Below are 16,740 nucleotides of genomic sequence, written 5' to 3'. Positions count from 1 at the left end.
TCGGAGCGGTATCTCGTAGCATTGCTTACATGTTGAACCTGGAGCGCCTTCGCACCCTCGACGCCCTCGCCCGGCACGGCTCGGTGAGCGGAGCGGCCGAGGGGCTGCACGTCACGACGTCGGCCGTGTCCCAGCAGATGTCGAAGCTGGAGCGCGAGGTGGGGCAGCAACTGCTCGCGAAGAACGGCCGCGGGATCCGCCTCACCGACGCCGGCAGGCTGCTCGCCGACCACGCCGCGCGCATCCTGTCCCAGGTGGAGCTGGCGCAGTCGGACCTGGAGGCGCAGCGCGGTCAGGTCGTGGGCGAGCTGCGGCTCTCGGCGTTCCCCACCGCCGCACGCGGGCTGTTCCCCGCCGCGCTCGCCACACTCCGCACGGACCACCCGGGGCTCCGGGTGCGCTCCTGCGAGCTGGAGCCGGAGGCCGGGGTGGCCGGAGTGATCCGCGGCGACCTCGATCTGGCCGTCGTGCTCGACTGGTACAACAAGCCGATGCCCCTGCCGGACGGCCTCGTCAAGGCGTCGATCCTGGACGACCCGGCCGACGTGGCGATGCCGGTCGGTCACCGGCTCGCGGACCGCGAGGAGGTGGACCTCGCCGACTTCGCCGAGGACGAGTGGATCACGTGGAACGAAGGCGAGTTCTGCCACGAGTGGCTGATGTTCACGCTCCGCTCCAAGGGCGTCGAGCCGCACATCGGCCATCGTGCGGCCGAGACGCACACCCAGCTGGCCATGGTCGCCACGGGGCTCGGCGTCTGCGTGGCGCCGCTCCTCGGGCGGCACCCGATGCCCGAGGGCGTGGTCACGGTGCCCGTGCGGCAGCGCGTGCGCCGGCACGTGTACGTCGTGTGGCGGGCCGACGCCGACCGCCGGCCGTCGATCAGGGCGGCGGTCCGTGCCCTGCGCGGAGCGGGGGAGGCCGTCAAGTGAACCTCGCGGGCGGGGCCGTGGCCGCTCGGCCCGGTGGCCCGCCCGCCGTGCCGCGGCATCACGTCCGAGCGTCGGCGCGAGGACCCTGGGGCGACGGGCCGGGGCGCCCCGCGCGGGCGGGCGACCCGGGACACTGAGACATGCGACCGGTTGCCGCTCCCTGGACATGCGACATGCGACCGGTCGCCGCTCCCTGGTGGGCACCCCAAGAGCCCGGCGGCGAGCGGCCCGTTCGGCGTCGGCGGGCAGGCCGGCCGGTGGACGCCCCCTAGAGCAACGGGAGTTTGCGGAAGTCCCACGAGGCGACGGCCTCCGGAGTCAGCCGCATCCACGCGTGCCTGCCGTCGTGCGGCATCTCCTCCAGACCGAAGTTCTTGCGGGCGAACAGCGTCTCCGGGACGTCGAGTTCGGCGCACAGGTCTCCGACGCGGGGTATCTCGCCCACGAACTCCACCGTGCCGGACAGTTCGACCCCGCGCAGCTCCCCGTACTGCTCACCGGAGTCGATCACCACGGCCACCCGGGGGTCGCGGCGCAGCTCCGCCCACCGCTTGCTGCGCACCACCGAGTACAGCCACAGCGATGTGCCGTCCCAGGCGAACCACAGGGCGCTGACATGCGGCGCGCCGTCCTCCGACACGGTGGCGACCCGGCAGGTCCGTTCGGTGGTGAGGAACTCGTCCAGTTCGCCGGGGGTCATCATGATCTTCCGGCCCCTGCGCTGAGTGACGGCCATGCGGTCTCCTTCTTCTTCCGCGTCGGCCCGCTTCGGCGCCGACAGAGATCCTCTGACATCACGTCAGAAAAGCATGGGCCGTCTTCCGTCCCCACGCAATGGTCGTTACGCTCGCCCGCCCCGACCTCGACGACCAGGGGGAGCCATGCCGTCGCACGAACAGCTCAGTGAACTCCTCGACCCCGCCACCACGGTGCTGCTCACCGTCGAGTGCCAACAGGGTGTCGTGGGCCAGGACAGCGCCCTGCCCGAACTCGCCGAGGCAGCACGGTCGTCGGGAGCGCTCGTCAACGTGGCACGGCTGGTGGCCGCGGCCCACGAGTCCGGAGTGCAGGTCGTCCACGCCGTGGCCGAACGGCGCCCGGACGGCCGGGGCGCCAACCACAACGCCCGCCTCTTCCGCGCCGCGGCCCGGCTGCCCGTCCAGCAGCTCACCGGCACGACGGCCGTCCGCATCGCGCCGCCCGTCGTGGTCGCCGAGGAGGACCTCGTCGTACGCCGGCTGCACGGACTGTCCCCCCTCGCGGGCACCGACGTGGACCCGCTGCTGCGCAATCTGGGCTGCCGCACCCTCGTGGTGACCGGTGTCTCGGCCAATGTGGCCATCCCCAACGCCGTGTTCGACGCCGTGAACCTCGGCTACACCGCTGTCGTGCCGGCGGACGCCATCGCGGGGGTGCCCTCCGACTACACCCCCGCGATGATCCGCAACACGCTCGCCCTCGTCGCCACCATCGCGACGACCGACGACGTGCTGGCCTGCTTCAAGCGTCCACGCCGCTGAGGCCGCCGCCGAAGCCCAGGGGGCTCAGGCGAGCTTGATGGAGTCGCCCTCGACGGTGATCGTCGCGGCGGCCAGGGCGGTCGTCGCGGGCCCCTTCTTCACGCTGCCGTCGGCGGCGGAGAACTGGCTGCCGTGACAGGGGCAGTTGATGACGCCGTTCGCTATGCCCTTCACGGCACAGCCCTGGTGCGTGCACTTGGACGAGAACGCCTTGAACGTGCCCGCCGTCGGCTGGGTCACGACGACGCCCTGGTCCGCGAAGACCTTGCCGCCGCCCTCCGGGATGTCGCTGGTCTTGGCGAGCACCGTGCCACCGGCGTTTCCGGCCGCCGCGTTGTCGCCGCCTCCCGAGCCGCCCCCGTTCACCTCGCTGGAGCCGGACGACTTCTTGTCGTCCCCGCACGCGGTCAGCGCGACGGCGAGCCCCGCCGCGCCGACCGCCGCCACGACGGTGCGCCGGGCCGGTGCCGGGACGGGGTGAAGCGATTCGCTGGTCATGCCGACTTTCCCTTCAACGGACGTGATGGTGATCCGTAGACAAGTACGGTTCGGGCGTGTGCCCTGTTCAGGGGGTTGGCGACTTCTTGACCGGATCGACAGCGCGCCGACAGGATCGACAGCGGGCCGACAGGTGGCGGCCCGGCCGGTGCGGACCGCCGGACCCCCGGCCGCCGGGCGCGGCGGACACCCACGGGTCGCGTCCTCGCCCTCCGTCCACCCCAGTAACCTGGGGCGATGCTCAAGGAAGTCATCGCGACCCGCTACATCACGCCCCTGCGTGAGGGCGGCTCGTTGCCGGGGCTCGTCGAAGCCGACGACCTGGGGACGTACGTCATGAAGTTCACCGGCGCCGGGCAGGGGCGCAAGACGCTCGTCGCCGAGGTCGTCTGCGGTGAACTCGCCCGCCGGCTCGGATTCAGGGTGCCGGGCCTGGTGACGATCGGCCTCGACCCCGTCATGGGACTCGGCGAACCGGACCAGGAGGTCCAGGAGCTGCTGAAGTCCAGTGGCGGGCTGAACCTCGGGATGGACTTCCTCTCCCGCGCGATCGGCTTCGACTCGCTCGCCTTCGACGTGAGCGCCGAGGAGGCCGGGCGGGTCGTCTGGTTCGACGCGCTGGTCAACAACGTGGACCGCTCCTGGCGCAACCCCAACATGCTGATGTGGCAGGGAGACCTGTGGCTCATCGACCACGGCGCCACCATGATCTGGCACCACCACTGGCCCGGCGCGCAGACGTCCGCGGCCAAGCCGTACGACGTCTCCGAGCACGCGCTCGCGCCCTTCGGGCCGGACGTCGCCTCGGCCGCCGCGGAGCTGGCACCGCTGGTCACGGAGGAACTGCTCGCCGAGGTGACCGCCGAGATCCCGGACGCGTGGCTGGCCGACGAGCCGGGCTTCGAGTCGGCCGACGCGCTGCGGCACGCCTACGCGCAGCCGCTTCTGGCACGGGCCGCCGTCATCCACGAGCGGATCAAGGGCATCGAGGCCGTCACGGCCGGCAAGGGGGACGCGTGAGCGAGCGGGACGTCTTCGAATACGCGCTGCTGCGCGTGGTGCCGCGGGTCGAACGCGGCGAGTGCTTCAACGCCGGAGTGCTGGTGTACTGCCGTGCCAAGTCCTTCGTCGCCGTTCGGACGCATCTGGACGAGTCCAAGCTGCGGGCGCTCGACCCGGAGGCGGACGTGGCGGGCGTGCGCGCTGCCCTGCGAGCCGTCGAGGGTGTCTGTGCGGGAGGGAAAGCGGCAGGTCAGGCGGCACGGGACGATGCCGGGCGGCGCTTTCGCTGGCTCATCGCGCCGCGTTCGACGGTCGTGCAGCCGGGCCCCGTGCACACCGGCCTGACCGCCGATCCGGAGGCCGAGACGCAGCGGTTGCTCGAGCTGCTGGTCAGGTAATGGATCACATGCGCGCGGTGTGCCGTTGACACCGAGTGCCAGGGCTTCTAGCGTCACGTCTGCTGAAGGTACTAAGCGGTCGCTCACCCGAGGGGCGTACCGTGAGCCGCAGGCCATTCCGCACCGCCGAGGCGCCGAGAAGGTGCCAAGGTTGCCGGGACGGGCTTTCCGACAGGCTTTCCAAGGGCGAGGAGAACCAGCAATGTCCACCACTGAGCAGCGGGTCGCCGTAGTCACCGGTGCCGCGCGCGGCATCGGTGCCGCCACCGCCGTACGACTGGCCGCCGAGGGCCGTGCCGTCGCGGTGATCGACCTCGACGAGGCCGCGTGCAAGGACACCGTGGAGAAGATCACCGCCGCCGGTGGCAAGGCCATCGCGGTGGGCTGCGACGTCTCCGACGAGGCTCAGGTCGAGGCCGCCGTCGCGCGGATCGCCGAGGAGCTCGGCGCGCCGACCATCCTCGTCAACAACGCGGGCGTGCTCCGCGACAACCTGCTGTTCAAGATGAGCGCCACCGACTGGGACACGGTCATGAACGTGCACCTGCGCGGCGCCTTCCTGATGGCCAAGGCCTGCCAGAAGCACATGGTCGACGCGAAGTTCGGCCGGATCGTGAACCTCTCCTCGTCGTCGGCCCTGGGCAACCGCGGCCAGGTCAACTACTCCGCCGCCAAGGCCGGTCTCCAGGGCTTCACCAAGACCCTCGCCATCGAGCTCGGCAAGTTCGGCGTCACCGCGAACGCCGTCGCGCCCGGCTTCATCGTCACCGACATGACCGCCGCCACCGCCGCCCGCGTCGGCATGGGCTTCGAGGACTTCCAGGCCGCCGCCGCCACCCAGATCCCCGTGCAGCGCGTCGGCAACCCCGACGACATCGCCAACGCCATCGCCTTCTTCACGGGCGAGGCCGCCGGATTCGTCTCCGGCCAGGTGCTGTACGTGGCCGGCGGACCGCTCAACTGAGGCCGGGGGACAAGGACATGACTGCTCTTCCCGAACTCTCGGGCAAGGTCGCGCTGATCACGGGCGCGAGCCGCGGCATCGGCTACGGCGTCGCGGAGGCCCTGGTCGCCCGCGGTGACCGGGTCTGCATCACCGGCCGCAACGAGGAGGCCCTGAAGGAGGCCGTCGAGGCGCTCGGTTCCGACCGCGTCATCGGTGTCGCCGGAAAGGCCCACGACGAGGCGCACCAGGCCCTCGCCGTCGAGCGCACGATGGAGGCGTTCGGCCGCGTCGACTACCTGGTCAACAACGCCGGTACGAACCCGGTCTTCGGGCCGATGGCCGAGCTCGACCTCAATGTGGCGCGCAAGGTCTTCGAGACCAACGTGATCTCGGCGCTGGGCTTCGCGCAGCAGACCTGGAAGGCCTGGCAGAGCGAGAACGGCGGGGCGATCGTGAACATCGCCTCGGTCGCCGGCCTCGCCCCCTCGCCGTTCATCGGCGCCTACGGCGTCAGCAAGGCCGCCATGATCAACCTGACGGTGCAGCTCGCGCACGAGTTCGCGCCCAAGGTGCGGGTCAACGCCATCGCGCCCGCCGTGGTCAAGACCAAGTTCGCCGCCGCCCTGTACGAGGGCCGTGAGGCCGAGGCCGCCGCGGCCTACCCGCTCGGCCGGCTCGGGGTGCCCTCCGACATCGGAGGCGCCGCCGCGTTCCTCACCTCGCAGCAGTCGGACTGGGTCACCGGGCAGACGCTGGTCGTCGACGGCGGCATCTTCCTCAACGCCGGCGTCGAGTGACGCCGAGCGCCGGGGCCGGGTGACGCCCGGCGCGGCGGACGCCCCGCTCCGCGGAACCCGACGTCGGTTCCGCGGAGCGCCGCACCGCTCCTTCGAGAGGCACGTTCCGGGCCCGCCGGTGGCCCCGGAGCGTGAGCTCCCCGCCGGACCGCAGCGCTCCGCATCTTGTGGGGAGTTGACAAAAACACCGACGCTGTCGAGAGGCACCGCGTTCGATATCCGGACCGCCCGCGGCATCACAGAATCCTGACAACGTAGTCACATTCATGCTGATCAAGTGCCCTGCCGTGAACATGTTCCACCGGCGGGGCGCTGCGGTATGGTCTGCCGACCCTTGGTACGGCAGATCGAGGAGTGTGCGCGTGTTCAACCGGAACCTACGTCTGCGGCGGCAGCTGGCGGCGATCACGTCCATAACCCTGGTGGCCGGGTGTGGCGTTCTCTCCTCGGGATCGTCCGACGACAAGGGTCCGATCGTGGTGGGCACCACCAGCGCTCCGAGCACACTGGACCCGGCCGCCTCCTGGGACGGCTCCTGGGAGCTGTTCCGCAACATCTACCAGACGCTGCTCAGTTACCCGACCGGCGCGGTGACGCCCCAGCCCGACGCGGCGAAGAGCTGCGGGTTCACGGACGCCTCCAAGCGGACGTACCGCTGCGAGCTCCGTCCGAACATGAAATTCTCCGACGGTGACCCGCTCGACGCGCACGCCGTCAAGCACTCCATCGAACGGATCAGGACCATCGACGTGCCCGGCGGTCCCGCGGGCCTGCTCGGGAACCTGGGCCGCATCCAGGCCCTGAGCGACCGCGAGGTCGTCTTCCACCTCAAGAAGTCCGACGCCACCTTCCCGTTCGTGCTGGCCACGCCCGCCATGTCGATCGTCGATCCCGACGAATACCCCGCCGACGCCCTGCGCAAGGACGGCAAGGTGTTCGGGTCCGGGCCGTACACGCTCCGGTCCTACGAGGAGGGTGAGAAGGCCGAACTCGTCAGGAACGACCACTACGACGGCTTCGCCGACCGCAAGAACGACTCGGTCACCATCCGCTACTTCCAGGACTCGTCCCAGATGGTCGAGGCGCTGCGGGACAAGAAGATCGACGTGACCTACCGAGGACTCGCCTCCTCGGACATCGTCCAGCTCCAGAGCCGTGACTCCCAGCACGGCATCCAGCTCATCGAGGGCGCGGGCACCGAGATCAGCTATCTGGTCTTCAACCCGAAGGACCCGTGGGCTAAGAAGCTCGCCGTCCGCAAGGCCATCGCCCAGGTCGTCGACCGGCCCGCCATCGCGCACAAGGTCTACAAGGACACCGTCGACCCCCTGTACTCCATGGTCCCGGCCGGCCTGATCGGGCACTCCACGGGCTTCTTCGACAGCTACGGGAACCCCAGCAGGACCAAGGCGCAGAAGATCCTCAAGGACGCGGGCATCACCCAGCGGGTGCCGCTGACCCTCTGGTACACGACCGACCGCTACGGCTCCGAGACAGCGCCGGAGTTCCGGGAGCTGAAGGCCCAGCTCGACGGCTCCGGGCTGTTCAGCATCACGCTCAAGAGCCGCCCCTGGAAGACGTACGAGGCGGGCTACCGCAAGGGCGAGTACCCGGTCTTCGGGCGCGGCTGGTTCCCCGACTTCCCGGACGCCGAGAACTTCATCGCGCCCTTCGTCGGCACGCAGAACGCGCTCGGTACGCCCTATCCGTCGCCGCGGATCACCAATCAGCTGCTGCCCGATTCCCGCCGGCAGAGCGACCGCGCCGCCGTGGTGAAGGAGTTCGAGGAGGCGCAGCAGATCCTCGTCGACGACGCCCGGCTGCTGCCGCTGTGGCAGGGCAAGCAGTACGTGGCCGCGAGCGAGGACATCTCGGGCGGTGAGCGGGCCCTGGACCCGTCGACGATCATGACGATGTGGGAACTGCACCGCAAGACCAGCTGGTAGGGAGGGCCGGTCTCCGTTCGTGGCGCGAGGGCCCGTGGGGCGGGGCCCGGAGCCGGTTGTCAGTGGGCGGCGGTAGGTTCTGTGGTCTGGAAGTGACCGCACATCGGAGGAAGTTGACGTGACCGATATCGCCATGCTGCCCGAGTCCTGGCGCGGCGTCCTGGGCGAGGAGCTGCAGCAGCCCTACTTCAAGGAACTCACGGAGTTCGTCGAGGAGGAGCGCGCCAAGGGTCCTGTCTACCCTCCGCGTGAGGAGGTCTTCGCCGCGCTGGACGCGACTCCGTACGAGCGGGTCAAGGTCCTCGTGCTCGGCCAGGACCCCTACCACGGCGAGGGCCAGGGGCACGGCCTGTGCTTCTCGGTCCGCCCAGGTGTGAAGACCCCGCCCTCCCTCCGGAACATCTACAAGGAGATGAAAGAGGAACTGGGCACCCCGATCCCCGACAACGGCTATCTGATGCCGTGGGCCCAGCAGGGAGTGCTGCTGCTGAACGCGGTGCTGACCGTGCGCTCCGGCGAGGCCAACTCGCACAAGGGCAAGGGCTGGGAGAAGTTCACCGACGCGGTGATCCGTGCCGTGGCCGACCGCCCCGACCCGGCCGTCTTCGTACTGTGGGGCAACTACGCGCAGAAGAAGCTCCCGCTGATCGACGAGGAGCGGCACGTGGTGGTGAAGGGGGCGCACCCCTCGCCGCTGTCCGCGAAGAAGTTCTTCGGCTCGCGTCCGTTCACGCAGATCAACGAGGCGGTGGCCCGTCAGGGCCACGAGCCGATCGACTGGCGGATTCCCGACCTGGGCTGACGGGGGACCCGCGGCCGGCCCCGTGACCGGGGCCGGCCGCCGCGGTCCGCCCGTGGTCTCCGTCCCGGGGCCGACTCTCCGCCCGTCACCGGCCTGGCCCAGCGGCGTACGGGGGCGCCTGAGCCCGAATGCCAGTGGCTCCGGTTAGCGTCGTGGGGACAGTGACGAGCCTGGAGGACGCGGTGGCGGAGCAACAGGAGCAGGCGGCACCGGACGCCATGATGACCCGGATCGGACAGGTCGTCATGCTGCACCACGGCGGGGACCGCGAGGAGGCTCGGGGCCGCTTCCTGGACCTGTGGGCGGAGATCGGCGAGGACGGCGATCCGCTCCACCGCTGCACGCTGGCGCACTACATGGCCGACACCCAGGACGACCCCTCGGACGAACTCGCCTGGGACCTGCGCGCGTTGTCGGCGGCCGAGGAGCTGAGCGACGGGCGCCTCGCGGAGCACCACCACTCGCTCGCGGTCCGCGCCTTCTACCCGTCCCTCCACCTGAACCTCGCCGCCGACTATGTGAAGCTCGGCCACGGCGAGGTGGCCCGCAGCCACCTGCGCAGAGCTCGCGGCGCGGTCGGCGCGCTCGGTGACGACAGTTACGGCGACGGGATCCGCGCGGCGATCGCCCGCCTGGAGACGAGACTTGCCCAGGAGGGGATCCCGGACGGGGACAGCCTGCCCGACCATCTCGGCGGTCCGGGAGGCGAGACGCTGGGACCGCCGAGAAAACGCCCCTAGTGAGGCTGCGACTCCGCACCGGGTGTGTCCTGGGGCGCGTACGGCCTCCGGTCCGGCCGGCCTGTCCACGGGGACCGATGACGCCGTGCCCGCCTCGGGACGGGCACGGCACCGGCCGGAATCCCTCAGGGGCCGTACGCCTTCTTGCAGATGATCGCCTCCGGGCTGTCCGCCTTCCAGCCGCCGTACTTCCTGCCCAGGGCGCACACGTCCGAGCCTCGAGGCAGGCCGGTCGGGACGGACGGCTCGACGGGGTGCGTGTCGGGCCGGTGCGGCGCGGGCTGCGGGGCCGGCCGGTCGCGGTGCGGCGGAGCCGCCGGTGCCGTTGCGGCGGGCGGCGGAGTGGTCCGGTGCGGTGTCGGGGCACGCTTCGAAGGCTTCCGGGACGGCCCGATGAGCTCCAGTGCCTCCTTCGCGGGCGCCTGCACGATCTGCGGTTCGCCCTTTCCGTCCGGACGCGGCGCGGCGGGCCGGGGCGGCGCGGGCGGCGGGCCGGGGGAGGGCGGCCGCTGGACGGTCACACAGCCCGAGAGGGCGGTGACAGCCGCGGCGACCAGAAGCGTTGCGGTGGTCGTCGTTCGATGCACTCGCGCAACTCTGCTGTGTCCCGGCCGCTTTGGGGAGCGGACAAGCGCAGGTTGCCCCACATGGGTGATCCTTCCGTTCCTCCGATGGGCGCGGACGCCGGAAAACCGACCGCCTGCGCACGGCTCGCCGGGCGGCCCGGGATCAGGATGCCAGCATTCCCCGCAACAGCTCGCGGAAGCTCGTGCGCAGCTCCTCGATCCCGGGCACCGCGTCGTGGAACGAGCCGGCCACGCACGAGAACATCATCCCGTCGCACCAGGCGACCAGGGACAGCACGTGCCGGTCCGGGGCGCTCGACCCGGCGGCCGTGACCAGCGCGGTCAGCGGGTCCCGGAAGCGCCGCCCCGCCGCGTCGAAGAACTCCCGCAGCTCGGGGCGCCGGGTCGCCTCCAGTGCCAGCTCGTAGCGGGCGACGAGCAGTTGACGATGGCGGGTCAGATAGCGGTGCAGGGCGAGAGCGAGTCCGTCGGCCAGGGCATCGGGGCCGCCGAGCGGGTCCGGCATCTCGTCGGGCGTGAGCACCTGCGCCTCACGCTCGGCGAGCCGCCGTACGGCGGCCTCCAGCAGGGCGAGCCGGGTGCGTGCCTGGTTCGAGGTCGAGCCCTGGGGGAGCCCGGCGGCCTCGTCGACCGCGCGATGGGTCAGACCGCGCATCCCGCGCTCGGCGAGCAGGCCCAGCGCGGTGTCGGCGATCAGTTCGGCGCGACCGGCGCCGGTGTTGCGTACGGGCATGGGACCAACCTATCGGGATCACTACATCTGTAGTACGGTCGAGGTGCCGGGCAACTACAGGTGTAGTGGCCTGGTGTGCGCGGTCGTCGCAGTCGGGTGATGACCCCTGAGGGCCAGGAGGAGCCATGCCCGAGGTGTCCGAGGTTCCGGCGCGGCCGGTGGCCGCGGGAACGGAAGCGGCAGGAACCGTGGCGCAGCCCACCGACTCCCGGGCCGCCGCGAAGAGCGCCACGGCGGAACCGCCCGGCCGGCCCCGCGCCGTCATCGTCGGAGGAGGCATCGGCGGCCTGACCGCGGCCGTGGCCCTGCGCCTGCGCGGCTGGCAGGTCACCGTCCTGGAGCGCTCCCGCTCGCTGACGCCGGTCGGCGCGGGCATCTCCCTGGCACCCAACGCGCTCCGCGCCCTCGATGTGATCGGCATGGGGGACGAGATCAGGGGACTCGCCGCCTGGCAGGGGGACGGCGGGATGCGCACCCCGCAAGGGCGCTGGGTGTCCCGCACCAGCGCCTCCGCCCTCGCCGAGCGCTTCGGCGGCCCGCTCGTGGTCGTGCACCGCGCCGAGCTCGTCGCACGGCTCGTCGCCCGGCTCCCCGAGGACACCGTCCGGACGGCGGCCGAGGCGAGGCTCGCCGACCCGGGCGACACCGCCCGCCCCGCCCTGGTCGCCACCGCGGACGGCGGCCTGGAGGCCGAACTGGTCGTCGGCGCCGACGGCATCCACTCCGGTGTGCGGCAGGTGCTCTTCCCCGCGCATCCCGGGCCCGTCTACTCCGGCTTCACCACCTGGCGGATCGTGAGCCCGGCACCGCGGCAGGGCTTCGACGCCCACGAAACCTGGGGCAGGGGCCGCATCTGGGGCACCCAACCGCTCAAGGACGGCAGGATCTACGCGTACGGCGCCGCTCTCGCCCCCGCCGGGCAGCGCGCCGCCGACGACGAGAGGCAGGAACTCCTGCGGCGGTTCGGCGACTGGCACCACCCCATCCCCGCCCTGATCGCCGCCGCCGATCCCGGGCACGTGCTGCGTCACGACGTCCACCACATCGCCGAACCGCTGCCGGCCTTCCACCACGGCCGGACGGTCCTCCTCGGCGACGCGGCGCACGCGATGCCGCCGACCCTCGGGCAGGGCGGCAACCAGGCCGTCGAGGACGCGATCGTCCTCGCCCATCACGCCGGCCCGGACGCCGTCGACCTCGCCGCCTACTCCGCGGTCCGGGCGCCGCGCACCGCCGCCGTCGCCCGCAAGGCCGTCCAGGTGGCACGGATCGACATGATGACCAACCGCGCCGGCATCGCCGTACGCAACGCGGCTCTCGCCGCGCTGTCCAAGGCCGGGCCCGGGCTCCTGCTGCGGGGCTTCGACGGCATCGCCGACTGGCGACCGCCGCAGCGGCCGTATGCTTCCGTCGAGGCCGCGCCGGCCACCCGTCCGGCCGCGCCCGAGCCGGTCACCGGAGCCGGCACCTGAACGCGAGGAGAGCTCAGTGAAGGTCGGCTGCATCGGACTCGGCGACATCGCGCAGAAGGCCTATCTGCCGGTGCTCGGAGCGCAGCCGGGGATCGAACTGCACCTGCACACACGCACGCCCGAGACGCTCCACCGGGTGGCCGACGGCCTGCGCCTGCCGCCGGAGCAGCGCCACACCGACCTGGCGGACCTGCTGGCGCAGGGCCTCGACGCGGCGTTCGTGCACGCGGCCACCGTCGCTCACCCGGAGATCGTCACGCGACTGCTGGAGGCCGGCGTACCGACGTACGTCGACAAGCCCCTCGCGTACCGGCTCGCCGACTCGGAGCGGCTGGTCCGGCTGGCGGAGGAGCGGAACGTCAGCCTCGCCGTCGGCTTCAACCGGCGCTACGCACCCGGGTACGCGCAGTGCGCCGACCACCCGCGGGAGCTGATCCTGATGCAGAAGAACCGCATAGGACTGCCCGAGGAGCCGCGCACGATGGTCCTCGACGACTTCATCCACGTCGTGGACACCCTGCGGTTCCTGGCGCCGGGGCCGGTCGACGACGTCACCGTGCGGGCCCGGGTCGAGGACGGACTGCTGCACCACGTCGTGCTGCAGCTCGCCGGCGACGGATTCACCGCCCTGGGTGTGATGAACCGCCTCAGCGGCTCGAACGAGGAGATCCTCGAGGTCTCGGGCCAGGACACCAAGCGTCAGGTGGTCAACCTCGCCGAGGTGATCGACCACAAGGGCCAGCCCACCGTGCGGCGGCGCGGCGACTGGGTCCCCGTGGCCCGGCAGCGCGGCATCGAGCAGGTGGTCCTCGCCTTCCTCGACGCCGTGCGCGCGGGCAAGGTGCTCAGCGCCCGTGACGCGCTGGCCACCCACGAACTGTGCGAGCGGGTGGTACGTGAGGTCGAGGAACGGACCGCCGCAGCCTGACCGCGCGGACGCCCTCCGTCGCGCACAGCGCCGCCAGCACCAGCAGGGCCGCGTACACCGGCCAGTCGCCGAACCGGACGTACGGGGTGACCCCGCGGGCCAGCGGGACCTCGTACACCGTCGCCGCGTGCGAGCCCGTGCCGAGCCAGGAGCCGATGCGCTCGCCGCTCGGCCCGTAGACCGCGGAGACGCCGGTCAGGGTCGCGTGCACCATCGGGCGTCCCGTCTCCGCGGCCCGCAGCGCGGCGAGCGAGGCATGCTGCTCGGGCGCCCAGCTGTGCTGGAACGTCGACGTCGACGACTGGGCGAGGAGCACCCCGGCGCCGTCCTGGGCGAGGTGCCGGCTCATGTCGGGGAAGGCTGACTCGAAGCAGACCATCGGGCCGACGCGCAGCCCGTGCCCCACGTTCATCACCACCTGCTCGCTGCCGCGCCGGCGGTCCTCGCCCGCGGCCTTGCCCACCGAGGTCGCCCAGCCGAGCAGGGAACGCGCGGGCACGTACTCGCCGAAGGGGACGAGCCGCATCTTGTCGTAGCGGTCACCGGTCAGACCCTGCGGGCCGACCAGGACCGAGCTCTTGTAGATGCCCGGACGGTCCGAGCGGCGGGCGTCGACGTTGACCAGGATGTCGGCGCCCGTCAGCCGGGACAGCGCGGCGATCCGGTCCGCCAGGTCGGGGCGGTCCGCCAGGTCGAAGCCCACACTGCTCTCGCCCCACACGACGAGGTCGACGTCCTTCCCGGCGAGCGTGCGGGTGAGGGCCTCCTCGCGCGTGAACCGCTCGCTTCCGCTCCCGATGCCGTCCACGACGCCCGGCTGCACGACGGCGATCCTGACCCGGCCGTCGACGTCCGGGCGCGGTGACCACACCCACGCCGCCGACGTCACGGCCGCGGTCGCGACCAGACCGGCCACGGCGGGCACGCGGGACCGGCGCACCGCGATCAGGACGGCGACGGCGACGTTGACCGCCACCACCAGGAAGCTGAGCAGCCACACACCGCCGACCGAGGCGAGCCGCAGCGCGGGCGCCACTTCCCACTGGCTCGACCCGAGCAGACCCCACGGGCCGCCCAATCCCTGCCAGGAGCGCGCGAGTTCGACCATCAGCCAGCCCGAGGGCAGCACGATCAGCGCGGCGGCGACATGGCCCGCGGAGGGCGCCCCCGCCAGGAACCGCCGCACGAGCCAGCCCCAGGGGGCCCACAGCAGCCCGAGCAGTGCCGCTATCAGCACCGTGAACACGTGCAGGCTGGGCAGCAGCCAGTGATGCACGGCCAGCATGAAGCCGAGCCCGCCGAGCCAGCCGTCGTACGCGGCCCGTCTCCCGGTCGGTGCCGAGCGGACCAGCAGGATCCAGGGCACCAGCGCGACGTATGCGAACCACCACCAGGACGGGGCGGGGAAGGCGAACACGGGCAGTGCGCCCGCCAGTGCGGCGAGGACCCCGCGCCGCCATGGAGAGCCGAGCCACGGCCCGAGCCGACCGGGCAGACCGTCCGGCCTCTGCATACAGCGCCTCCCTCCCCAGGTGGTACTTCCAGTGTGCGCGCCCTCGGCGATCTCCGACAGAGCGCCTCGGACGGCGCGCGTTCCTGCGGTGACCTCAGGGGTTCGGGAAGCCGCGGCGGACGTCAGGGACTCCGGAGGCGCCGGTGCCATCAGGAGTTCGGCGGGCCGCCCGTGCCGTCAGGAGTTCGGCGGGCCGCCCGTGGGCGCCGGGGCCCGTGAGCTCACGGGTTCACGTGGACGTCGGCGCCGGGGTGCGGCGCCACTTCTCCTGGACGACCACCTCCCGCAGCCGCCAGCCGTCGTCCGTACGCACCAGACCGAAGGCGTACCGGCCGCCGCACACGAAGTCGGGCGCGGTGGAACCCCCGTCCGGTCCCGACGAGGCGTCGTCCGGTGTCGCGAACCGCATGGGATTGATGTAGTCCGCCTGCACCCGTGCCGTGTCGCCGGTGTCCTGATCGAGGATCCCGAACCGGACCCGGCGGTTCACGATCAGGTGCTGCCGCATGGGGAACAGCTGCATGCTCCGGGCGAGCCACTCCGCGATGTGCGCGGCGTCTCCCTCGATGCCGCCGGCCGAGCGGTAGTCCGCGCGTCCGTCCGCCGTGAACAGCCCTCGGTACGCCTCCCAGTCGCCGTCGTCCACGGCCACGGCGTACTCGGTGACGAGTCCGTCCACGGCGAGCCTGTCCATCACGGTGGCGAGCTCCACACGCTGCGTCATCGGCTCAGTGTTGGCCACGGGGCGTGCCACGCCAAGGGGCGTGCGGCGACATTCGGTGGCCGCTTCGAGGTCGCCCGGCGGGCCTCTGCCACGGCCGGGGCGGCCGCAGGCCCGCCGGAGAGAGGCGCTCGCCCCCGCGCCGGGACGCTCCCTTCCCGGCAGGGGCGTCCGCCGGTCTGGGATCGTGGGTGATCCGCATGCGGTCGAAGGCGACCGATTCCCGACGCGAGGAGGCTCTTATGGCACGTCCGGTCACGATCGTCACGGGTGGCAGTCGGGGGATCGGAGCCGCCACGTGCAGGCGCCTCGCGGCGGACGGGCACGACGTGGTGGTGGGGTACGTCAGTGACGGCGAGGCCGCCGAGTGGACCGCGACCGCCGTGCGCGCGGCCGGAGCGCGTTGTGCGACCGTCCGCGTGGACACGTCCGACGAGGACGACGTGGACCGGCTCTTCGAGACGGCTGCGGAGCGGCTCGGCCCGGTCACCGGCCTGGTGAACAACGCCGGAGTGACCGGTCCGCTGGGCAGACTCGCGGACGCCGACCCCGCCGATCTGCGCAGGGTGGTGGAGGTCAACCTGCTGGGCACGCTGCTCTGTTCGCGCCGCGCCGCCCGCTCGATGGCCGCCTGGGGGAGCGGTGTGATCGTCAACGTGTCCTCGGCGGCCGCCACGTTGGGCAGCCCCGGAGAGTTCGTGCACTACGCGGCCACCAAGGCGGCCGTCGACGCGCTGACGACGGGGCTGGCCAAGGAGCTGGGCCCCGACGGCATCCGCGTCAACGCGGTCGCGCCCGGGATGATCGACACGGAGATGCACGCGACGATGGGAGACCCGGGCCGCGCCGAGCGGGCCGCCTCGTCGATCCCGCTGCGCCGCGTGGGCGCGGCCGACGAAATCGCCGCCGCCATCGCGTGGTTGATGTCCCCCGAGGCGTCGTACACGACGGGGGCGGTGCTCCGGGTGTCCGGAGGAAGGTGACGGGGGCGGGTGAAGGGCGCGGGGCGGCCGACCCGGGGATGCGGTCCGGCCGACGTCGACCGGTCGGTCAGAGGGTGCTGGGCCACCGGGGTCCCGGACACGGGCCGCTGGGCCGAGGCTGCCTGCCCGGATTCCACGAGCGGCGTCGGGACGGGCGGTCTTCGGAGGATGCCTCGGGCGGGCGGCCCTCGGAGGGGCTCATGGAGCGTGGGCTCCGGGAGA

The 16,740-nt window shown here is 72.0% G+C and carries 18 protein-coding genes; 12 read left to right on the top strand and 6 right to left on the bottom strand.

Annotated features, from left to right (window positions below; translation table 11 throughout):
- Positions 1 to 29 precede the first annotated feature (29 nt).
- The gene (locus ACSYGO_RS10320) at positions 30 to 932 is read left to right on the top strand and encodes a LysR family transcriptional regulator (protein ID WP_426678804.1); all 903 of its coding nucleotides are present in this window, start codon (positions 30 to 32) and stop codon (positions 930 to 932) included.
- Positions 933 to 1,200: 268 nt separating this feature from the next.
- Here the strand turns inward: ACSYGO_RS10320 and ACSYGO_RS10315 are convergent, their stop codons facing one another.
- Positions 1,201 to 1,668, bottom strand: coding sequence for a pyridoxamine 5'-phosphate oxidase family protein (locus ACSYGO_RS10315; RefSeq protein ID WP_460386535.1), 468 nt, complete (start codon positions 1,666 to 1,668; stop codon positions 1,201 to 1,203).
- 145 nt (positions 1,669 to 1,813) lie between these two features.
- Between ACSYGO_RS10315 and ACSYGO_RS10310 the strand changes: the two genes are divergently transcribed.
- Positions 1,814 to 2,452, top strand: coding sequence for a cysteine hydrolase family protein (locus tag ACSYGO_RS10310; RefSeq protein ID WP_426678802.1), 639 nt, complete (start codon positions 1,814 to 1,816; stop codon positions 2,450 to 2,452).
- A 24-nt stretch (positions 2,453 to 2,476) separates the two neighbouring features.
- Here ACSYGO_RS10310 and ACSYGO_RS10305 read toward each other — a convergent pair whose 3' ends face one another.
- Entirely contained in the window at positions 2,477 to 2,950 is a 474-nt protein-coding gene (locus ACSYGO_RS10305; protein WP_095932889.1) for a Rieske (2Fe-2S) protein, read from the bottom strand.
- A 237-nt stretch (positions 2,951 to 3,187) separates the two neighbouring features.
- On the opposite strand from ACSYGO_RS10305, the gene ACSYGO_RS10300 reads away from it, so the two are divergent.
- The 7 genes from ACSYGO_RS10300 (at position 3,188) to ACSYGO_RS10270 (ending at position 9,581) form a co-directional block, all read left to right on the top strand.
- Positions 3,188 to 3,970, top strand: coding sequence for a HipA family kinase (locus ACSYGO_RS10300; RefSeq protein ID WP_460386533.1), 783 nt, complete (start codon positions 3,188 to 3,190; stop codon positions 3,968 to 3,970).
- Positions 3,967 to 4,350 (top strand): DUF3037 domain-containing protein, encoded by a 384-nt coding sequence (locus tag ACSYGO_RS10295; protein ID WP_426678800.1) that lies wholly within the window; start codon positions 3,967 to 3,969, stop codon positions 4,348 to 4,350. The genes ACSYGO_RS10300 and ACSYGO_RS10295 overlap by 4 nt, the downstream gene beginning before the upstream one ends.
- Positions 4,351 to 4,552: 202 nt before the next feature.
- Positions 4,553 to 5,314: a 3-oxoacyl-ACP reductase FabG gene (gene fabG, locus ACSYGO_RS10290; RefSeq protein ID WP_028800483.1), complete on the top strand. Its 762-nt coding sequence runs from the start codon at positions 4,553 to 4,555 to the stop codon at positions 5,312 to 5,314.
- A 17-nt stretch (positions 5,315 to 5,331) separates the two neighbouring features.
- The gene (locus ACSYGO_RS10285; protein WP_460386532.1) at positions 5,332 to 6,093 is read left to right on the top strand and encodes an SDR family oxidoreductase; all 762 of its coding nucleotides are present in this window, start codon (positions 5,332 to 5,334) and stop codon (positions 6,091 to 6,093) included.
- Between the two features lie 362 nt (positions 6,094 to 6,455).
- Complete coding sequence (locus tag ACSYGO_RS10280; RefSeq protein WP_460386531.1) at positions 6,456 to 8,039, top strand: ABC transporter substrate-binding protein; 1,584 nt, start codon at positions 6,456 to 6,458, stop codon at positions 8,037 to 8,039.
- A 118-nt stretch (positions 8,040 to 8,157) separates the two neighbouring features.
- Positions 8,158 to 8,841, top strand: coding sequence for a uracil-DNA glycosylase (locus ACSYGO_RS10275; RefSeq protein ID WP_345658215.1), 684 nt, complete (start codon positions 8,158 to 8,160; stop codon positions 8,839 to 8,841).
- A 182-nt stretch (positions 8,842 to 9,023) separates the two neighbouring features.
- Positions 9,024 to 9,581, top strand: coding sequence for a hypothetical protein (locus tag ACSYGO_RS10270; RefSeq protein WP_432172407.1), 558 nt, complete (start codon positions 9,024 to 9,026; stop codon positions 9,579 to 9,581).
- Between the two features lie 125 nt (positions 9,582 to 9,706).
- On the opposite strand, the gene ACSYGO_RS10265 is transcribed toward ACSYGO_RS10270, so the two are convergent.
- Positions 9,707 to 10,168: a hypothetical protein gene (locus ACSYGO_RS10265; RefSeq protein WP_432172254.1), complete on the bottom strand. Its 462-nt coding sequence runs from the start codon at positions 10,166 to 10,168 to the stop codon at positions 9,707 to 9,709.
- Positions 10,169 to 10,310: 142 nt separating this feature from the next.
- On the bottom strand, positions 10,311 to 10,901 hold the full coding sequence (locus tag ACSYGO_RS10260; protein ID WP_432172255.1) for a TetR/AcrR family transcriptional regulator: 591 nt from the start codon (positions 10,899 to 10,901) through the stop codon (positions 10,311 to 10,313).
- A 263-nt stretch (positions 10,902 to 11,164) separates the two neighbouring features.
- Here ACSYGO_RS10260 and ACSYGO_RS10255 point away from each other — a divergent pair, with 263 nt between their 5' ends.
- Positions 11,165 to 12,373, top strand: a complete 1,209-nt coding sequence (locus tag ACSYGO_RS10255; protein ID WP_435226515.1) for an FAD-dependent monooxygenase — start codon at positions 11,165 to 11,167, stop codon at positions 12,371 to 12,373.
- A gap of 16 nt (positions 12,374 to 12,389) precedes the next feature.
- Positions 12,390 to 13,301 carry a Gfo/Idh/MocA family protein gene (locus tag ACSYGO_RS10250; protein WP_426678795.1) on the top strand — a complete coding sequence of 304 codons (912 nt, stop codon included), beginning with the start codon at positions 12,390 to 12,392 and terminating at the stop codon, positions 13,299 to 13,301.
- Here the strand turns inward: ACSYGO_RS10250 and lnt are convergent.
- Both lnt and ACSYGO_RS10240 read right to left on the bottom strand, forming a co-directional pair.
- Positions 13,219 to 14,814: an apolipoprotein N-acyltransferase gene (gene lnt / locus ACSYGO_RS10245; RefSeq protein WP_432186729.1), complete on the bottom strand. Its 1,596-nt coding sequence runs from the start codon at positions 14,812 to 14,814 to the stop codon at positions 13,219 to 13,221. The two genes, ACSYGO_RS10250 and lnt, sit on opposite strands and share 83 nt — an antisense overlap.
- 229 nt (positions 14,815 to 15,043) lie before the next feature.
- Entirely contained in the window at positions 15,044 to 15,538 is a 495-nt protein-coding gene (locus ACSYGO_RS10240; RefSeq protein WP_432186730.1) for a nuclear transport factor 2 family protein, read from the bottom strand.
- 239 nt (positions 15,539 to 15,777) lie between these two features.
- Here ACSYGO_RS10240 and ACSYGO_RS10235 point away from each other — a divergent pair, with 239 nt between their 5' ends.
- On the top strand, positions 15,778 to 16,518 hold the full coding sequence (locus tag ACSYGO_RS10235; RefSeq protein WP_435226485.1) for an SDR family NAD(P)-dependent oxidoreductase: 741 nt from the start codon (positions 15,778 to 15,780) through the stop codon (positions 16,516 to 16,518).
- Positions 16,519 to 16,740: the final 222 nt, after the last annotated feature.

It is taken from the genome of Streptomyces krungchingensis, from assembly GCF_054729265.1.
Note: the sequence above shows the minus strand (reverse complement) of the source record. Positions and strands in the feature narration are given on the sequence as shown.

Excerpts from the sequence above, each read along its gene's own strand:
- ACSYGO_RS10240 (WP_432186730.1), bottom strand. The coding sequence starts at position 15,538 with ATGACGCAGCGTGTGGAGCTCGCCACCGTGATGGACAGGCTCGCCGTG.
- ACSYGO_RS10320 (WP_426678804.1), top strand. The coding sequence starts at position 30 with ATGTTGAACCTGGAGCGCCTTCGCACCCTCGACGCCCTCGCCCGGCAC.
- ACSYGO_RS10235 (WP_435226485.1), top strand. The coding sequence starts at position 15,778 with ATGGCACGTCCGGTCACGATCGTCACGGGTGGCAGTCGGGGGATCGGA.
- ACSYGO_RS10315 (WP_460386535.1), bottom strand. The coding sequence starts at position 1,668 with ATGGCCGTCACTCAGCGCAGGGGCCGGAAGATCATGATGACCCCCGGC.
- ACSYGO_RS10260 (WP_432172255.1), bottom strand. The coding sequence starts at position 10,901 with ATGCCCGTACGCAACACCGGCGCCGGTCGCGCCGAACTGATCGCCGAC.
- lnt (WP_432186729.1), bottom strand. The coding sequence starts at position 14,814 with ATGCAGAGGCCGGACGGTCTGCCCGGTCGGCTCGGGCCGTGGCTCGGC.
- ACSYGO_RS10310 (WP_426678802.1), top strand. The coding sequence starts at position 1,814 with ATGCCGTCGCACGAACAGCTCAGTGAACTCCTCGACCCCGCCACCACG.
- ACSYGO_RS10285 (WP_460386532.1), top strand. The coding sequence starts at position 5,332 with ATGACTGCTCTTCCCGAACTCTCGGGCAAGGTCGCGCTGATCACGGGC.
- fabG (WP_028800483.1), top strand. The coding sequence starts at position 4,553 with ATGTCCACCACTGAGCAGCGGGTCGCCGTAGTCACCGGTGCCGCGCGC.
- ACSYGO_RS10300 (WP_460386533.1), top strand. The coding sequence starts at position 3,188 with ATGCTCAAGGAAGTCATCGCGACCCGCTACATCACGCCCCTGCGTGAG.
- ACSYGO_RS10305 (WP_095932889.1), bottom strand. The coding sequence starts at position 2,950 with ATGACCAGCGAATCGCTTCACCCCGTCCCGGCACCGGCCCGGCGCACC.